The organism is Pontibacter flavimaris (genome assembly GCF_001907195.1).
Taxonomy (GTDB): Bacteria; Bacteroidota; Bacteroidia; order Cytophagales; family Hymenobacteraceae; genus Pontibacter; species Pontibacter flavimaris.
The window spans coordinates 355,018-372,814 of the sequence record NZ_LVWA01000002.1; the positions used below are offsets into that span (position 1 = coordinate 355,018).

Annotated in this window: 9 protein-coding genes and 2 riboswitches; of the genes, 5 read left to right on the forward strand and 4 right to left on the reverse strand. The window is 51.4% G+C overall.

Annotation, left to right across the window (positions count from 1 at the left end; translation table 11 throughout):
• Positions 1-142: 142 nt before the first annotated feature.
• The 3 genes from A3841_RS01450 to A3841_RS01460 all read right to left on the reverse strand — a co-directional run bounded on the left by A3841_RS01450 (position 143) and on the right by A3841_RS01460 (position 5,656).
• A complete protein-coding gene (locus A3841_RS01450; RefSeq protein WP_073850504.1) occupies positions 143-862 on the reverse strand; it encodes an SGNH/GDSL hydrolase family protein in 720 nt (239 codons plus the stop codon).
• Between the two features lie 477 nt (positions 863-1,339).
• Positions 1,340-2,701 (reverse strand): RagB/SusD family nutrient uptake outer membrane protein, encoded by a 1,362-nt coding sequence (locus A3841_RS01455; RefSeq protein WP_073850505.1) that lies wholly within the window; start codon positions 2,699-2,701, stop codon positions 1,340-1,342.
• A 12-nt stretch (positions 2,702-2,713) separates the two neighbouring features.
• The gene (locus tag A3841_RS01460) at positions 2,714-5,656 is read right to left on the reverse strand and encodes a SusC/RagA family TonB-linked outer membrane protein (RefSeq protein ID WP_170866125.1); all 2,943 of its coding nucleotides are present in this window, start codon (positions 5,654-5,656) and stop codon (positions 2,714-2,716) included.
• A 514-nt stretch (positions 5,657-6,170) separates the two neighbouring features.
• A riboswitch (SAM riboswitch) is annotated at positions 6,171-6,275 on the reverse strand.
• A 291-nt stretch (positions 6,276-6,566) separates the two neighbouring features.
• Positions 6,567-6,666: riboswitch (SAM riboswitch) on the forward strand.
• Between the two features lie 311 nt (positions 6,667-6,977).
• Between A3841_RS01460 and A3841_RS01465 the strand changes: the two genes are divergently transcribed.
• From A3841_RS01465 to A3841_RS01490, 5 genes are all read left to right on the forward strand, one after another.
• Positions 6,978-9,581: a M14 metallopeptidase family protein gene (locus A3841_RS01465; protein WP_083610120.1), complete on the forward strand. Its 2,604-nt coding sequence runs from the start codon at positions 6,978-6,980 to the stop codon at positions 9,579-9,581.
• A gap of 623 nt (positions 9,582-10,204) precedes the next feature.
• Positions 10,205-11,443 (forward strand): M20 metallopeptidase family protein, encoded by a 1,239-nt coding sequence (locus tag A3841_RS01470; protein WP_235861247.1) that lies wholly within the window; start codon positions 10,205-10,207, stop codon positions 11,441-11,443.
• A 296-nt stretch (positions 11,444-11,739) separates the two neighbouring features.
• Complete coding sequence (locus A3841_RS01475) at positions 11,740-12,168, forward strand: glycoside hydrolase family 3 C-terminal domain-containing protein (protein WP_262502545.1); 429 nt, start codon at positions 11,740-11,742, stop codon at positions 12,166-12,168.
• A gap of 1,522 nt (positions 12,169-13,690) precedes the next feature.
• Positions 13,691-15,763, forward strand: a complete 2,073-nt coding sequence (gene ftsZ / locus A3841_RS20810) for a cell division protein FtsZ (RefSeq protein WP_394332880.1) — start codon at positions 13,691-13,693, stop codon at positions 15,761-15,763.
• Positions 15,760-16,557 (forward strand): HNH endonuclease family protein, encoded by a 798-nt coding sequence (locus A3841_RS01490; RefSeq protein ID WP_073850508.1) that lies wholly within the window; start codon positions 15,760-15,762, stop codon positions 16,555-16,557. The genes ftsZ and A3841_RS01490 overlap by 4 nt, the downstream gene beginning before the upstream one ends.
• A gap of 623 nt (positions 16,558-17,180) precedes the next feature.
• On the opposite strand, the gene A3841_RS01495 is transcribed toward A3841_RS01490, so the two are convergent.
• The gene (locus A3841_RS01495; RefSeq protein ID WP_073850509.1) at positions 17,181-17,696 is read right to left on the reverse strand and encodes a DUF2971 domain-containing protein; all 516 of its coding nucleotides are present in this window, start codon (positions 17,694-17,696) and stop codon (positions 17,181-17,183) included.
• Between the last annotated feature and the right edge of the window lie 101 nt (positions 17,697-17,797).

The following is a 17,797-nucleotide window of genomic DNA, read 5'->3' on the forward strand; positions in this document are numbered from 1 at the left end:
CCCGCCCACCAGTAGCGAGCGGGAGCTTTTAAACTGTATAATTGAGCTGGCTATAGTATAAATCCATCCATGGTGAGAACGAGATATTTGCTGCCGTTGCGACAGCTCCTAAGGCTGGTCCGTCTTCAGGAAGGGAAAAAGCTTATTTTTTCTTGCTCCTGTGGGCTTTCTTTTTCCCGGAGTTCTCCTTGCCTTGTTGCAGCGCATCTTCAACCGCCTTCAACACCAGCGGCTCCATCACGGCATAGCCTTCCAGGTTCGGGTGCACGCCATCGCCGGAGTATACCTTTTTTAGCCCCTGCTCCTCGTCTGCCATCTGGGGGAAATAATCCAGGTACACAAATCCCTGCTCTGCAGCATACTGCTTCATCCACGCGTTCACCTGCGCTATCATCCCGACCGCGTCAGCGTCTTTACTCCACGGATACTCCTTTACCGGTAGTATGGAACTCAACACCACCTTGATGCCGTTTGCTTTTGCCAGCTGCGCCATAGCCGCCAGGTTATCGGTGATCATCTTCACAGAGGAAGGGCCTGTATTTCCGGCAATATCATTTGTCCCGGCCAGGATAACCACTACTTTAGGCTTCAGGTCGATCACATCCGGGGTGAACCGTACCAGCATTTGAGGCGTGGTCTGCCCTCCTATTCCTCTCCCTACAAGATCATGCTTGGCAAAAAACTCCGGGCGCTGCTGCCACCACCCCTCCGTGATCGAATTGCCCATAAATACGGCTTTGGGATATTTGGAGGAAGCAATGATTTCCTCGTTGGAGGCCTTATACTTGTTCAGGTTAGGCCAATCCTGTGCATGAGCGGCAGTTGTAATAAGGAGCGTCAAAAGGAATAGTAGTTTCTTCATGGATCTATACTTCTATATGTTTTAATATACGATATTTGAATACAAAAATTGTTGTGATCATACTTTTAATACAGTCTCCGGAGACTTCCCCGGCCCTGAGGTAAAAGTATAATTTATTATTCGAATCGCAAGGAGCATCAACAGAGTGACTCCCGGTTGCTATAGCGTCCTATACCTTCCAGGATGGCCGGACACTTTCATTTCGCCCTTACCCTAAGGCAGATACCTGGTCGTGTGTTAATTGTACAACCCGTGAAAACACCACTGTGCATTGCTCTGCCAGGGAGCAAGGGTTCGAGAGTACAGCAGCCTGCCCCCGGACCGAAACCAGCAGACTTACCGATGACAATAACAGTGCCGCAACGCTGCCAGGGCCTACAAGGGGCTGGTTGCTTCTAAAGTATAAGAGGGCGAAAGAACGGGGAAACGCCCCTGTCCTCTCGCCCTCTTTCATACGAGCAGCATTTGCCGATCGGGTTAGTAACCCGGGTTCTGGTCTTCCGGCCCCAGGTCCGGATCTGCCAGTAGCTCGCTGTTCGGAATAGGGAAAAGCAGCTTGTTGCGGTCCTTTATACCCAGCACCTCCTCTGCCCTGTCCGTGCGGATGAGGTCAAACCAGCGATGGCCCTCGAATGCCAGCTCTACCCTGCGCTCCTGCTCTACAGCCAGCAGCGCCGCCTGCAGGTCAAGTATAACCAATGGCTGCAACTCAGCCCGTGCGCGCACTTCGTTCAGGTCAGCCAGCCCGCCTGGCAGGTTGTTCTGCTTCAGCCTCGCTTCAGCACGGATCAGGTACTGCTCCGCCACCCGGAGGATAAAAGCTCCATCCTCTCCCGTTGCTACTTTTGTATACTTCTGTCCGTAAATGGTCTCGGTGCCACCGTTCACCTGCGATCCGATCAGGGCGCTACGGGAACCGCCGATTGCCGGGTTCAGCAGATCCTGGGTGATGCTGGCCGATGGCTTCCACTCGTAGCGGCCACCACGGCTGCTGGTCAGCCAGTAGTTGGCGTGAGAGTTGCGGTCGGCGTTGTCGTACGCCAGCTCCAGGATGCTCTCCTCTGTCAGTTTGTCTGTATAAAAAGCGCTGTACGGTTGCACCAGGCTCGCCTTGCCGCTGTTGATCACCAGGGTAGCGTACTCCTCTGCCTTCTCCCAGTTCTGCTGGTACAAGTATAACCTGGCTTTCAGCGCCCAAACAGCTTCCTTAGATGCTCTGGAGCGAACCGTGAGCGTAGGCAGAAGTTCTTCTGCCTGCTCCAGGTCTGCCAGCACTTGCCCGTAGGTCTGCTCCAGTGTGGCACGCCCGATGCCTTTCCCGCTGTTCTTATCAACGGTTGGCTGCAACACCAGCGGCACGCCGCCCCAGGCGCGGCCCAGGTCAAAGTATGCCAGTGCCCGCAGGAAATAGGCCTCGCCCAACAGCTTCTGTCGCTGCACCTCCGTCAGGTTCCGGTCCTGAATGCCAGGCACCTTTTCAATCAGGTTATTGGACACATTCACCACCCGGTAGATCTGGCTCCACACGGACTTGATGGAGCTGTTCTCGGAAGGGATCGCGTTCAGATCGAACTGCTGGTAAAAATTGTAGGAGCCAGACCAGTCCACGCCATCGGCTGACAGGTAAGCCAGAGCCGGATAGGCAAAACCGTAGTAGTTGTTGCTTTGCAGTTCGCTGTAGGCACCCAATAACGCAGCCTCTGCCCCGCGCTTGTCCGTAATGGCTGATTCGGAGGAAATATCGAGGCGCGGCTGTGGTTCCAGAATGTCGCCGCAGCTGGAGAGCGATACAAGTATAGCCAGTGCCAGTACCTTGTAGTTATAGAAAATATGCTTCATGATAATCGATGGTTAGAAAGTTACATTTAGTCCTGCCTGGAACGAGCGGGGCTGTGGCACCACCGCGTGGTCGATGCCGCGCACGTTCTGGTTGTTGCCCGCCACGTTCACTTCCGGGTCCAGGCCACTGTAGTTGGTCAGGGTCCATAGGTTGGTGCCGGATACATACAGGCGCAGGTTTGATACCTTGTACCTGCTCAGCAGCTCAGCTGGCACCGTATAGCCCAGGGTCACAGAGCGCAGGCGCAGGAAAGAACCATCCTCGATGTAGCGGCTGTTGGGCAGGTTGTAGTTGTTGCCCGTTCTGGTCAGGCGTGGCACATCGGTCATGTCGCCCGGCTGCTGCCACCTGTCCAGCTGTCCCGGCAGGTAGGTAATGGATCCGTTGCGGGTGCCCCCGTGCTCCATAAAGAAGCGGTTCAGGTTCAGGATGTCGTTGCCGTACTCGAAGTAGAGCAGGGCTCCAAAATCAAAGCGCTTAAAGTTGATCTGGTTGTTCAGGCCACCGAAGAAATCCGGTGACGCATTAGCCACGATCTGACGGTCTGCCACCGTGATCGCCCCGTTTCCATCCACGTCATCATACACGGCGTCGCCTGTCTGCGGGTCCACATACAGCTGCTTGTATACCCAGAAATCATACACGGAGCCGCCCTCTTCCATGCGTATCCAGTCGCGTGAGTGCTGGTTGATCGGGATAGGCAGCTTCTCGATGCGGTTCACGTTGCGGGCCAGGTTCAGGCTGGAGGTCCAGGTGAAGTCCTCACGCGCTATGTTCGTGGAAGAAATATTCAGTTCCACCCCCTTGTTGCTGATTTCGCCCAGGTTCTCAAACACGCTGCTGAAGCCTGACTTGGCGGCCACCGGCACTTCCAGCAGCAGGTCTTTGGTATACTTGTTATAGTAGTTGACCTCCAGCTTCAGGCGGTTCTGCAGCAGGCCCAGGTCCAGCCCCACGTTCCACTGGCGGGTAGTCTCCCACTTCAGGTCCGGATTGGCCAGTTGCTGGTGGCTGATGCCCGGCAACCCGTCGTAGTTACGGCCTGCTCTCCACAAACCAAGGGAGGCGAAGTCGTTGATGCCGTTCTGGTTACCGGTCACACCGATGTTAGCGCGCAGCTTGATCAGGTTGAAGGGCAGGTCCCGGGCAAAGGCCTCCTCCGAGACAATCCAGGAAGCGCCCAGCGACGGGAAGACACCCCAGCGGTTTGCGGCGCCGAAGCGGGAAGAGGCATCGGCACGCACACTGCCGTCCACGCTATACTTGTCTTTAAAAGTATAGCCTGCTCTGGAGAAGAAAGAAACCAGGCCGTTCTGACTGGAGTTGGTGGAACCGGTCTGCAGGGATGAGGAAGCGATCTCCTGGAAAACATCGCTCGGGAAATTGCGCCCGGTCAGCGACAGCGTGTTATACTTTGTCTGCTGCACGGTGTTCCCCAGGAGCACGTTCAGGAAGTGGTCGTTGCCGAAGTGCTTGTTATAGGTCAGCAACTGCTCGTTTAACAGGGTAATCATGCGGGTGTCCGTGCGGCTGGCGTTACCGGCTGGCAGGCCCACGCTGATCTGCGAGTTGTTGTATACCTTGTCGGAATAACTGTTGTAGTCCAGGCTCCAGCTCGACTTAAATGTCAGGCCATCCAGCAGCTCATACTCGCCATACAGGTTGCTGATCAACCGGTTGCTCTCGCCCTGTATATTCAGGTTGTCGATCAGGGCCAGGTGGTTATCGAATATCGAGTGGCGGGCGTAGGAACCGTCCTCGTTGTATACCGGCAAATAGGTCGGCACATACAGGGCTGAGTTGATCACGCCCTGGGCGCTGTCGTCGTTGCGGCTCTGGTTGCGCTTGCTGTAGGAAACCGTGGTGCTGGTTCCGATGGTGAGGCGATTGTTCACCAGGTGATCGTAATTGAAACGGCCGCTGAAGCGCTCGAAGGCTGCCGGCTTTACGATGCCTTCCTGCTTAAAGTAGCCGCCTCCCAGGAAGAAGCGATTCGACTCCCCGCCACCGGAAGCCGACAGGTCGTAACTCTGTGTCAGGGCTGTCTGGAACACATCCGGTATGCGGGAATAAGTGGTCTGCTCCGCCGGCAACCCCAGGCCTCCTTCGCTTTTCGGCCGGAAAGGCGCCAAAGCCGGATTACCACCATCATTGATAAAGGTCTCGTTGATCAGCTCCGCCTCCTGTGGCCCATTCACGGTCTCAAAAATTTCAGGGGCTTTCGCTATACCGGCATAGGTTTGAAAATTGATTCGGGTACCGGCGTTCGTTTTGCCGCGCTTGGTCGTGATGAGCACCACCCCGTTAGCGCCACGTGCCCCGTAAATGGCGGTGGCGTTCGCGTCTTTCAGTATTTCTATACTTTCAATGTCAGCCGGGTTCAGGTCCGCCAGCGGGTTCGTGGTCTGCCCCCCCAGGCTGAGGCCGGAAAGGGACTGGTTGTTGATGAACACGCCATCTACCACGTAGAGTGGCTCGTTGCTGGCGTTGATAGAGGTATTGCCCCGGATACGCACGAAGATGCCTCCTCCCGGTGTGCCGCTGGCCGCAGCAATTTGCACGCCGGCGGCCTTGCCCTGCAGCAACTGGTCAGGCGACGGAGCCGGGATACCCTTCATCTCGGCTGGGTTCACGGAAGTCACGGCACTGGAAACGGCCCGCTGCGACTGCGTTCCGTAGCCGACCACCACCACCTCACTCAGGGCTTTAGTGTCTTCCTGCAGTACTATACTTACTGACTCGCCTGCTACCTTTACCTCGCGCTGGGTATAGCCGAGGCTGGAGATAATCAGTGTCTGTCCTTCTTCTGCCGGCAGGTTAAAACTACCGTCCACACCCGTTATGGTGCCTTTTTCAGTGCCTTTTACCTGTACGCGGGCTCCTATCAAAGGCTCACCTGTCTTGCCATCCTTCACGACGCCCTTTGTTACGGCGTCCTGTGCGAGTGCTGCCATACCTGATACCAGAACGAGTCCCAGCGACAGGAGTAAGCGCACGAATCTATTTAAACTATTATTTAGCATTTTTATATAAAATTTTGGACAAAGCATCCCTGTTCTGCAATTGGCATACTTGCAGTCAGGGTAGAAACTATATGTAGATTATTGGATTAGTACAAGGCGCAGCACTAACAACAGTAGCTGCGCATGCGCATTCGCCTACAGGCAGGTGTGATGATATGGACGGACAACAACTGCTGATTCCGTTGTGCAAAGGCTGCCGCATAAAGGCGCAGCACTAGCTGGGGTAGAAGGTTTCCCATGGTCTGGATTGAAAAAATGATTGATTTGAATGCGTCAGGTAAACAACCTGCCCTTACACCGCTCGGGTGCAGGCATGGCAAAACCTGAGAAATAAGAGGATTAGCAACAACAGCTGCAACAGCACATTCGTACAGCGGGCGCTGCATGAGGAAGTTTGGCTGTTGATAAAAAAGCTGGAGTTGTGTGCTGTGTGTTCATGTGCTTCAATTTATATGTCCCAAAATTGGGCAGGAGTTAGCACCTTTTCAGTCTGCACTGCTGGTTGCTAGAGGGTCGTGGAGCCTGCTCTCTCACCTCTTCTTTATAAATCTTCGATAAAGATGACACAAAGGTAAGGGCAGGATTTTTAGTGATGCAAGCTTTTTGCAAAAAATATTTTAATGCTAAAATTAAAACAGCTCGCCCGGGTAAGCTTTTTCGGGTGACTTAATAAAACACAAAATGGTTTTGCAGTGGCCGCTGAGCCACGATTTTGGCCCTTTTTCACAGCACATTACCACCTGGTTAAAGCGGGGCTTTGCGGGACTTTGGGTAGCAGCAGGAGGAGGTCCGTGAAAATAATATTTGCAAATCAGGATCCTGTGGGTATACCTTTGCAGTGAATTTATACCGAAGAGGTGAGAGAGCAGGCTCCGCGACCCTCTAGCAACCAGTTGATGAACCAGGTGCTACATCCTGCCCAATTTTGGGACCTATAAGTTTCGCATCATGAAAATTCCACAAAGCCCTTTTGCAGGGCGCGCCAGTTTCTTCATCTCATTCCTGAGCATTACGTCCTATTCCCTTTCCTGCTGTTGTAGCAGGTAAACGACGGCACGCAGCCCACCGGCATTTCCTGAACTTGCCACAGCCGCTGTTCGCTTTGGCTGACTACTTTCCGGATGCCCCTGCCCTACGCGTTGCCTTGCCTACAGCTCAGCACAAAAGAGCAGAAAGCGAGGATGCACCTGTGAGGACACGCTTGCATACCTCTTCCTGAAATTATCATTCATACTTTACCCTTTCTATTCAGATGGACTTTTTTACCCGGAAACCTGCTAAAGGTCTTCTATCCACGCTCCTGCTTTGGGGAGCACTCGTTCTGCCGGCCCTGGCGCAGAACAGCTATTACTTCCCGAAGGCTAAAAACCTTGACCCGAGCATCCCAACGCCGGAAGCCTTCCTGGGCTACGGTATCGGTGAGCGCCAAACCCGCTACGACCGTGTGGTAGCCTACCTGGAGGAATTGGCCCGGGTATCGGACAAGGCTACGATCGAGACGATCGGCCATACGTACGAACACCGCCCGCAGGTCATCCTGACCATCACTTCGCCCGAGAACCATGGCAGGCTGGAGCGGATCCGCCAGGAACACCTGCTGCTGACAGACCCTGCCAAAGCAGCCCCTGACATGGCGAACATGCCCGCGCTGGTGCACCTGGGCTACAACGTGCACGGCAACGAATCGTCGAGCACCGAAGTGTCGATGCTGACGGCCTATTACCTCATTGCCAACCAGGACCCGGAAACGCAGCAGCACCTGCAGGAGGCAGTGGTGTTCATCGACCCGGCGCTGAACCCCGATGGCCGCGACCGCCACACCAATTGGGTAAGCATGCACCAGGGCAACCCGGCCGTAAGCGATCCGGCTGACCGGGAGCACAACGAAGTATGGCCTGGAGGGCGCGGTAACCACTACTGGTTCGACCTGAACCGCGACTGGCTACCGCTGGCGCATGTAGAGAGCAGGAACCGGCTGGAGTTCTACCACAAGTGGTTGCCCAACGTGTTTATTGACTTTCATGAAATGGGGACCAACTCCACCTACTACTTTGAGCCAAGCAAGCCTTACAGCTCCGAAAACCGCCTGATTCCGCGCAGCACCTACGATGGGCTGAACGTGCTGCTGGCCAGGTACCACGCTGAGGCCCTGGACGAACTCGGTTCCCTATACTTCACCAAAGAGCAGTACGACAATATCTACCCCGGTTACGGCTCTACCTATCCGGATTTTCAGGGCGGCGTGGGCATTACCTTTGAACAAGCCAGTTCCCGCGGCAACAAGCAGGAGAACTCGCTCGGTGTGCTCACCTTCGCCTTCACCATTCGCAACCACCTGGCTACCGGGCTGGCTACGGTAAAGGCCTCTGCTGAGAACCGTGAGACACTGCTCAGGCACCAGCGCGAGTTCTACCAGTCGGCCCTGGCTGACGGGCGCAAGAATGGCGTGCGGGCTTATGTGTATGGCGAGAACCATGATGCTACCCGCCTGCGCAAGTTCACAGAGCTGCTGCTGGCCCACCGCATCGAGGTATACGAGCTGGAAAAACCGCTGACAGCTGACGGAAGGAAATTTGAGAAAGGCAAAGCCTATGTGGTACCGACCGAGCAGCCGCAGTACAGGCTGGTGGAATCCATCTTTGCCAAGAATAAGGAGTTTGACGACAGCGTGTTCTACGATGCCTCTACCTGGACGCTGGCACTGGCCTATAACCTGCCGCATGCCGGACTCAAATCCAAAGCCACAGCAGGCAAAAGAGTAACCGAACTTGCTCCTGTCGCTTTTACTGTACCGGAGCAAACCCGGTATGCCTACCTGCTCGACTGGGCAGATTACAATGCAGCCGGCGCGCTATACCTGTTGCAGAACAGAGGTGTGATCACACAGACCGTTTTCAAACCCTTTACGGCCAGTACATCTTCTGGCCCTAAAGCTTACCAGCCGGGTTCTATCACCATACCGGTGGCTTCCCAGAAAATCTCGGCTGACTCGCTTTATAAGGTGATACAGGAAGTTGCAGCCAAGAAGCAGATCTCGTTTGAGTCGGTGAAGACTGGCCTGAGCGTGCAGGGCATTGACCTGGGCAGCAACAACATCCGGACGCTGAAAAAGCCGGAGGCACTGATTCTCACCGGACAGGGCGTTACGTCTTATGAAGCAGGGGAAGTATGGTTCCTCCTTGACCAGGAACTCCACATGCCTATCTCCAAAGTGGATCTGAGTTCCTTCCCGCGCCTCAGCCTGAGCCGTTACAACACGATTGTGCTGGTGAACGGAGCATACAACAGCCTGGGTAAAACAGCGGCTGATAAACTGAAACGTTGGGTGCAGGAGGGTGGAACGCTCATCACGTTCAAGTCTGCGTCGGAGTGGGCCATTAAACAGGGGATAGCGCAGGGCAACGTGGTTGCGGCGCGTGACACAGCCAATGGGGAACTGCGCATTGCTTTTGCTGATGCAGCCCCAACGGAAGGGGCGCAGTCTGTTGGCGGCTCGATCTACGAGGTAGACCTGGATATTACGCACCCGCTGGGCTTTGGCTTCACGAGTCGTAAACTACCAGTATACCGTAATAGTACCACCATCCTCTCCCCCGCCAAAAACCCGTACAGCACCGTGGCGCAGTATACCAAAGATCCATGGCTGAGCGGCTACGTGTCGAAAAGTAACCTGGATAAGATTCGGAACTCGGCGGCGCTGCTCGTGAGCGATCAGGGACAGGGGCGTGTGATTCTGTTTGCCGATAACCCCAACTTCCGGGGCACCTGGTACGGCACCAACCGCCTGTTCTTCAATGCCATCTTCTTTGGCTCTTTGATCAAAACACCAGGCACGGCTGTAGCAGCAGAACATTAAACTGTTTGAAGCCCGGAGCGCCCGCTCCGCAGGCCATGCCTGCATAACTTCAGAGGGTATGATGGAGATTTTATTCTTCCATCATACCCTTATTTATACTTGATGGATTCATACTTTATGTGTATTTATACTTCAATTGGATTTATACTTTATCTGGCAGGCTTCCGCTAACTCACCGGGTCGCTTATCTATAAAAAACCTGCCGGCGAATTTGAATGTGTAACGATTCCTGTCATAAAGCATTAGGCCCACGGTATCGAAGTGATCCCGCTCTTATTTTGGCGAAGCAGGCCTTATGCCTCCACCTGCAAGTATACAAGTATAAACTGACGGCATTTCTTTGGACCTTAATTCCTGAAAAGCACGGTTAAGTATAGGGGTCCATCGTATAAAGTATGAACCGTGCAACGTATAACCAGCTGCACACTTCTGAACTTCAGCACCATCACCCTATACAACCTGGTCTTGTTTCTATGACTGTAAAGCAGCAGCGTACAGCATAGGTAAACCTGACCAAAACACCCTTCTCCTTTGGCTGTACAAGCTGGAAGGAGGCGGCACTTTAGTGCAACCGTATTCTTTTGAACGGACCGAATAGATGAGCCAAACTATTAATAACTGCTATGAAGAAAGTACTACCACTCATACTTGCCCTACTGCTTAGTGGAGCCCTCAATGCACAAACAAAAAAAGCCGGCAATACGCCTAATGTCTCCTGGGCAAAGAATGTTCCGGCGGAAGAGGTTATCCAGTGGCGGCGCCATATCCACCAGAACCCGGAGCTTTCTTTCCAGGAAGAGAACACGAGTAAGTATGTGGAGGAAGTACTCAAGTCCTTGCCCAATATCGAAGTTATCAGGCCTGCTAAAACCAGCGTTATTGGCATTCTGAAAGGCGCAAAGCCGGGCAAAACCGTTGCCTTTCGGGCTGACATGGACGCCTTGCCCATGCAGGAAGAGAGCGGGGTGCCGTATAGCTCCAAAGTAGAAAATGTGATGCACTCCTGTGGCCATGACGCCCATACGGCAATGCTGCTGGGAACCGCTTCTACCCTGTCCAAAATGAAGGACCAGATCAAGGGAACGGTGTACTTTATCTTTCAGCACGCCGAAGAAACTCCTCCGGGCGGGGCTGTCGATATTATCAATGCTGGAGCTTTGAAGGATGTGGATGCCTTTTTCGGAATGCACGTGCTGCCCAACTTCCCGGCCGGGCATGTGGGAATTTTGCCTGTAGGCGCTGCCTCGACTGCCCAGGATGTATTCGATCTGCACATCATCGGGAAGGGATCGCATGGTTCGATGCCCCATCTTGGAATTGATCCGGTTGTGGTAGGAGCAGCCATTGTCACCGCGTTACAATCTGTCGTATCCCGCAATGTGGAGCCGGGGGAGATGACGGTGGTGACCATTGGTAAATTTCAGTCAGGTGATGCTTTTAATGTGATTGCGGACAGGGCAGAGCTTGCTGCCAGCATACGCACCACCTCAGACGATACCCGGAAGCTGGTGGAAACCAGGATAAAAGAAATCATAGACAACATCACAAAGGCATATGGCGCTACTTACGAACTGGATTACATCTCTACCTACCCGGCCATCCAAAATGATGAAGCCCTGAACTCCTTAGCCAGAAGGAGCGCGGCAGCCGTGCTGGGCAAGGACAAGGTCTTTGATGCCCCGATGATGACCGCCAGCGAGGATTTTGCCTACTACCGGAAAATAGCACCTGTCAGTTTCATGACGCTCGGCATCGGTGAGGGTGCCGCGAACCACAACCCCAAATTTACGGTGGATGAAAACGCCTTGCAGAACGGGGTGAAAGCCCAGGTACAAATCATCCTGGATTACCTGAATAAATAAATCCTGGGAGTAGTCATCAAGCACCGTCTTCACTGAGCGTATCATCGACAAAAACCAGTTTACCGGGGGGCGCTCCCTTTTCCGGTGATGAACACGGTAGGTATGACCAAGGGAATTACGCAGCATAAGATGCACCACTTTATCAGGCGCACTACTACCGCTCCCGCCGACACCATGGCACGCTGGGCCAACTAAGGTCAGCCAAAAACACAAAAGTATACTTTGAGGAGTATGCCAAGACCTATGGCAAAATAACACCGGGCCCGGGCAAGGTCTACGCGAGAAACTATGAAGAACTGACTTTTGTCTCCTCTCCCGCAGAAGCCGATGTGATCCTGCTCTGGCTGAAGCCCTCCATCCGGCCGCTTTTCCCTGCGGACGATTCTCCCCTGCGGGTCAACCTTTCAGCCTGCGCCATGGATATGAAGTATGTCAACACGCTCACAGCCAAAAAGCCAACTGTGCTGGTCATCAACCATGCCAATCCCTTTGCGATCAATGAAGTGTATAATGGCCAGATAAGAACCCGTTTCAATGGGATAACGGCCACCTTTGGAGTAGATTCCAAAGCATCGCTGGATGTCGTGTCCGGGAAATTTAACCCTACCGGTAAAATGCCTTTCACAACACCGGTGCGCCAGCAGGCAGTGGAGAAAAACAAGGAAGGCGAAGGCTATGCGTTGTTCAAGTTTGGGGAAAGCTCGGGGTATAAACAGCTGCAATGACCAGAGGATAGGCGGGTGCCTAAAAACAAAAAAGCCCTTAAATCGCTGATTTAAGGGCTTTTTATGCTACTTGATAAGTTACTAAGTGGAGATGCAGGGATTCGAACTTTCCACATAACCTATTCACCATCAAGCGCATACTACTCCCAAATACAGCGGACACCCGAATTTTCCTCCTACTGAGGATTTCAGTATTTTCTTTAATCAAAATTACCGCTTTAATTCACAATCATCAAATTGAGAAAGTAAAAAGTGTATACTCGTTATTGCTTAAAAAATTTCCTTACCCTGCTCGACGCTCGCATGCAGCGTGTCCATATATTGGTGCTATCCTAGCTCGGCCTAGGCGGCGTACACGTGCATAGCTTTAATTACCTTGAGCTTTGCCATCTTCTTTTAGGTATTATTTGAATGCTTCGGAGCCCTCTTTCGCATTGAAAGTTGAGCATTCTGCAATTTTCGGCCGAGCTTCTCTTGTCGCCCCACTTGCGCTAGGCCTTTTTCCAGGCCCAGCACTGTAACACTCTAAAGAAATTCCCTATGGCCATGATGAGCCCAGTAATGCAGCTATCAAAAATGTATAGAAACAATAATTTATCTCATACTTTTAATTTGTGGTAACGGTTTGGCTATGGTGCATTTATGCACTATAGGTGTGGTTAATAGGTGTGGTTAGCGAATTTTGTTTTCAATTCAGTTTTTCCATTTTAAATCAGGCAAATTCTTTTCGCCTTGTGCTTCTTCAATCAATTTAATTATTTCGTACTCTTCGATTGTACCTGATTTAACTTCTGCTACGGATCACCTTCTCCTTGACAAACTTGAAAAACTGATTTAAAGAGCAATCCCGTTACCTCGTTTGGTTCACAACTAGTATTTGCCATAGAAATAGCCCCACTCTTCATTTCGGCTTAAATTACGGACGACTGTATAGGTCGTAGGAGAAGCGATGGTATTTTGGTGCTCTTCTACATCCCGACCAAGTATAGCGTGCCTCACGTTCAGAACTACCCTGAGCCGAAGCTGCAGTAATGTTATCTTTTAACCTTAGTCCATAGGGTTTACCCAGCAACAGTACACTCTTTGGACAAGACAGAGACACACTTCAGTTATTATTAATAACTTGAGAAGCTCCGCCGTGAAGCCATTAATAACCCCATGTCAAAATATCCGCTAAATTTGCATGCCATGTTAAGCCATACGCCGGAATTCGCGGGTTCATCGCTTACACACCCAATCTACAACCCATATAGAGATGAAGATTACAGAAGTCAAACTTGAGAATATAAGGTCTGTTGAAACACTCATTTGGAAGCTACCGGAAGATGGACAGGCGGCGGGTTGGCATGTTATTCTGGGGGACAACGGTTCTGGCAAATCTTCTTTCCTTCGAGCGCTAGCCGTAGGCCTGCTCGGGTTGGAGCGCTCCTCGGGTCTTTTAGTGGATTATAGTTCCTGGATACGACAGTCTGCCCGCGAGGCCAGTATCTCTATAACCCTTCAACCTGATTCAGTCGATCAGATCGGCAGTACCTCGAAAAGGTCTGGCATCAAGGTGATCGGTGTAGGGGGTGGTGGCAGTAACGCAGTGAACCACATGTACCACCAAGGCATCCGGGATGTGGATTATGTCATCTGCAACACAGATATTCGGGCCTTGAAAAGCAGCAGCATCCCAAACATACTACAGCTTGGCCTTAATTTAACAAAAGGTCTTGGTGCAGGCTCGAACCCTGAAAAAGGCAAGCTCGCTGCGCTCGAAAGCAAGGAGGAAATTCGTACATTGCTCAATGACGGCACCAAGATGCTGTTTCTCATCGCAGGCATGGGCGGCGGCACAGGTACGGGCGCCACTCCCGTTATAGCTGAAATTGCCAAAGCACTTGGTATTTTGACAATAGGCATTGTGACTGCTCCGTTTGTTTTTGAGGGCAGAAAAAAACAGTCATCTGCGGAAAGTGGGATCAGAGCGCTAAGCGAGAACTGTGACACCGTGCTGGTTATACGCAACGAAAGCTTGCGTGAGCTGTACGGTAACCTGACCATTCGGGAGGCTTTTTCAAAAGCTGACCATGTCCTTGCGATAGCTGCTAAAGCCATCGCTGAAATCATAACCGTGACAGCCGATGTAAACGTTGACTTTGAAGACGTAAAGGCTGTAATGAAAGACTCTGGTACTGCAGTCATAGGTTTTTCAACCACAGAGGGCCAGGGCCGTGCCCTGCGTGCCGCTCAAGAGGCACTAGCATCTCCTTTGCTTAACAACACTGACATTTACGGTGCCCAGAAGATCTTGCTGTCCATTATGTCTGGTGAGCAGGCAGACCTGGAAATGGATGAACTGGTTGAAATCACGGAGTACATGCAGGACAAGGCAGGTCAGGAAGCCGAGGTCATCTTCGGTCACGGTATTGACCCTTCACTGGGTCAGCGCATTCGTGTAACCGTGATCGCGACAGGTTTTGCCGGCCTCACAAACGGAAGACAGCAGCCTAAGAGCACCACGGCCGCAGTATTTGATGAAGACCATGAGACTGATCTATCCGCTCGTCCAGCTGAAGCGGAGACTCCTCCTCAGCAGAGTTACTTATTGAAGATTGACTTTGGCTTAAACTCCACCACAAATACTACATGGTCCAATGCGATGGAGAACGGGAGTGACTTTTCCTACCAAACTATCTGGGGAAATAACAGCGGGTGGTTCTCTGCCGGCTTCGGTCCGTTCAGGCGGTTCACGGGAAGCGACCTTGAATACGAGAAACTGGTAGACGCGCCCAAACACAGGAGACTGGCCGCCCACTTATCCCTGTTCAAGGAGAATGTGGCCTTGGGGGAAGCACTCAACTGGCTACGCGAACTAAAATTCCGCAGCTTGGAGTCACATGCGGCAAATTTCTTGAACCAATTGAAGGCATTTATCAACCAACCTGACTTTTTGCCTCACGGTACTCGATTGGAGGATGTATCCTCTGAAGGTGTCTTCTTCTGCGATGCCAGTCAAAGCAGGGTGAACATTTATGAGTTGAGCGACGGCTATCGTTCCGTACTGAGCCTGACTTTCGAGCTACTCCGCCAACTAGAGAACCAGTATGGGGAGGAGATCTTTGAGCTAGACCCAGAGACAGGCAAGATCTATGTAAAAGTGCCGGGAGTGGTGTTGATCGATGAGATAGATGCACACCTGCACCCTGTATGGCAGAAGAAGATCGGCTATTGGTTAACGGGACATTTCCCTCACATCCAGTTTTTGGTCACCACACATAGCCCACTGGTGTGCCAGGCTGCTGAAAAAGGCTCTATTTTCCGCCTGCCAGTCCCTGGAACTGATGACTCAGGGGGCATGGTCAAAGGTTCCGAACTTAACCGTCTGCTCTATGGCAATGTATTGGAAGCATATAGCACGGAAGTTTTTGGTATAGCCCACACACAATCCGCTACTGGTCAGGAATTGGCGAAAAAATTAGCCATTCTTAATGAAAAGGCACTTCGAGTCGGCTTGTCAAATGAGGAAGAGCAGGTACGGGATCAATTACGATCAGCGCTGCCAATCAGTGACTCTGAGGCCTTTATAAAAAAGCTATTGGGAGATATATGATCCACTTAAAGATCCCGCTTGTACTTGGGGAGGAGGATCAGACAGCACTCCAGGCTCTCCAACAGAAAATAGACGAAGAGGCAAACTACGGTATGCAGGTGTCGCGTGCTGATAAGCTTTGGGAGAGTAAACCGAAGGCCCTCTTCCAGCGCGTGCGCAGCGCGCTGGAAGAGAATTGCCCAGGCGCCAGGCGTTGTAATTACTGTGAGGACTCGCTCGCAGATGAAATAGAACATATTCGACCCAAAAGCTGGTTCCCGGATCAGGCGTTTGATCCGGCCAACTACCTCTTCGCATGTGGCCCTTGCAATGGCCCTAAAAACAGCGCTTATGCTGTCGTGGATGCTAACGGTAAACTTACTCATGCGATACGTGACAGGCAGTCCCCTGTCACATTGCCTCCCGCTGGGCAGGAAGCCCTGCTGCATCCACGAATGGAAGATCCGCTCGCTTATCTTTCCCTGGATTTGAGTAATACTTTTCGATATGAGCCGATACCCACATTAAACCCGGTTCAAGAGGCGAGGGCAATTTATACACGGGATATCCTGAAAATCAACAAGGATCCCTTATGCGTTGCGCGCGAGGAGGCCTTCCAGGACTTTGCAGCACGCCTGAAAAGCTACTATCTGGCCACCCGGGAGCAAGAACCCGAAAGTGCTCTTCTCCGATACAGGAATGAGTTGCTCAAGAAGCAGCATATCTCCGTATGGCGGGAAATGCAGCGGCAGTCTGCTCTGCTTCCCAACCTCCGGAAACTATTCGAACTTGTACCAAATGCTCTCCACTGGTAACACCCCCTAGTGATCGCTGATACTTCCGCTTTTGATTAAAGCCTAGCTAATCAGACTAAGATCTCAAAACAACAGAGCTTATGAACTTTACAGATGCTACAAAAATTGCGCATCCATATCAGGTAGTAGTGACACATCCCATCGAGAAGACATTTGCTGGGATTTTGTTAAAAAACGTATATTCTCGCTAACCCCTTGTTATGCGATACCTCCATGCCGATTAAGTACTCGGCTGAAGACATTTGCTTAGATGATACTTGCTCACAGCGTATACAGCAAGATGAAGCTTACAACACTTGCAAAACCTACTAACGGATCTGCATCAATTCCACTGCAAACTCGGATTTATGAAGAATAGCATCATAGACTGCCGCAGCAGGATACTTATGTTGCACCAGATTCAGTATCTCCCTCTTTGTGTTGAAACTCATCTTTAAACCTAAGATTACCTCCACTATTGTATCTTCCTCTTGTTGGAAATTCCTTTGCCTTCATACGGGCAGATCTCCTTTCAACAAGCGGTATTCAGCCTCATGTGCCCAATTCCTGGACTTGAAGAACGTACTTTTGTATGCCTGTGATGTATAGTCCTCGAATAGTCCGAAAGCAGGAAACTCTTCCACTTAATTGATCTTTCCGAGCGCTACCCCTAACTGGCCAAAGAGTTTAGAACTGTCTATACCGACACATAAACCCTTATGCGAGTTTGCGTAGTGAGACCACATCAGGAAATTATCCTGCTTTGCAGATAGGCTCAAGATTCCAAAAGCTCTGTCAAACCTCTCCTGACTTTCCACGTTGTGACGCGCCAGGTGATGCTCGTCAAACAATAAATCTTCAGACTGGTGCTTATAAACATACTCGTGAATTTCTTTCTCAGTGAAATGAGGATAATTCAATTTAGCTAATTGAACATACTTTATAAAAATCTTATCCGGGGTTAATTCCTTAGGATCATAGCGAAGCGGAAATGAGGCATCAAAAGGAACATTGAACGAGCAGGCGGGTGCCAGGAAAATCTCAAATTGAATTAACAAATTTTTATGAAATGAGTTTTCCCAATCCCTGTATTTATACAATATTCTTGGAATACCGTCCATGCTTGTAAAGATGAAACGCCTGTAGAGATGCCGTATCATAATACCTAATTATAGGTTTGATGATGCACATCTGTTTATGAACTTATAAATTAATCACTTTATAGCGTCTTTTCAGATTTGATTTAGCTTGAGGCTGGGAC

Coding starts and splice junctions, on each gene's coding strand:
- A3841_RS01495 (WP_073850509.1), bottom strand. CDS start 17,696: ATGATACGGCATCTCTACAGGCGTTTCATCTTTACAAGCATGGACGGT.
- A3841_RS01455 (WP_073850505.1), bottom strand. CDS start 2,701: ATGAAGCATATTTTCTATAACTACAAGGTACTGGCACTGGCTATACTT.
- A3841_RS01450 (WP_073850504.1), bottom strand. CDS start 862: ATGAAGAAACTACTATTCCTTTTGACGCTCCTTATTACAACTGCCGCT.
- A3841_RS01465 (WP_083610120.1), top strand. CDS start 6,978: ATGGACTTTTTTACCCGGAAACCTGCTAAAGGTCTTCTATCCACGCTC.
- A3841_RS01490 (WP_073850508.1), top strand. CDS start 15,760: ATGATCCACTTAAAGATCCCGCTTGTACTTGGGGAGGAGGATCAGACA.
- A3841_RS01460 (WP_170866125.1), bottom strand. CDS start 5,656: ATGGCAGCACTCGCACAGGACGCCGTAACAAAGGGCGTCGTGAAGGAT.
- A3841_RS01470 (WP_235861247.1), top strand. CDS start 10,205: ATGAAGAAAGTACTACCACTCATACTTGCCCTACTGCTTAGTGGAGCC.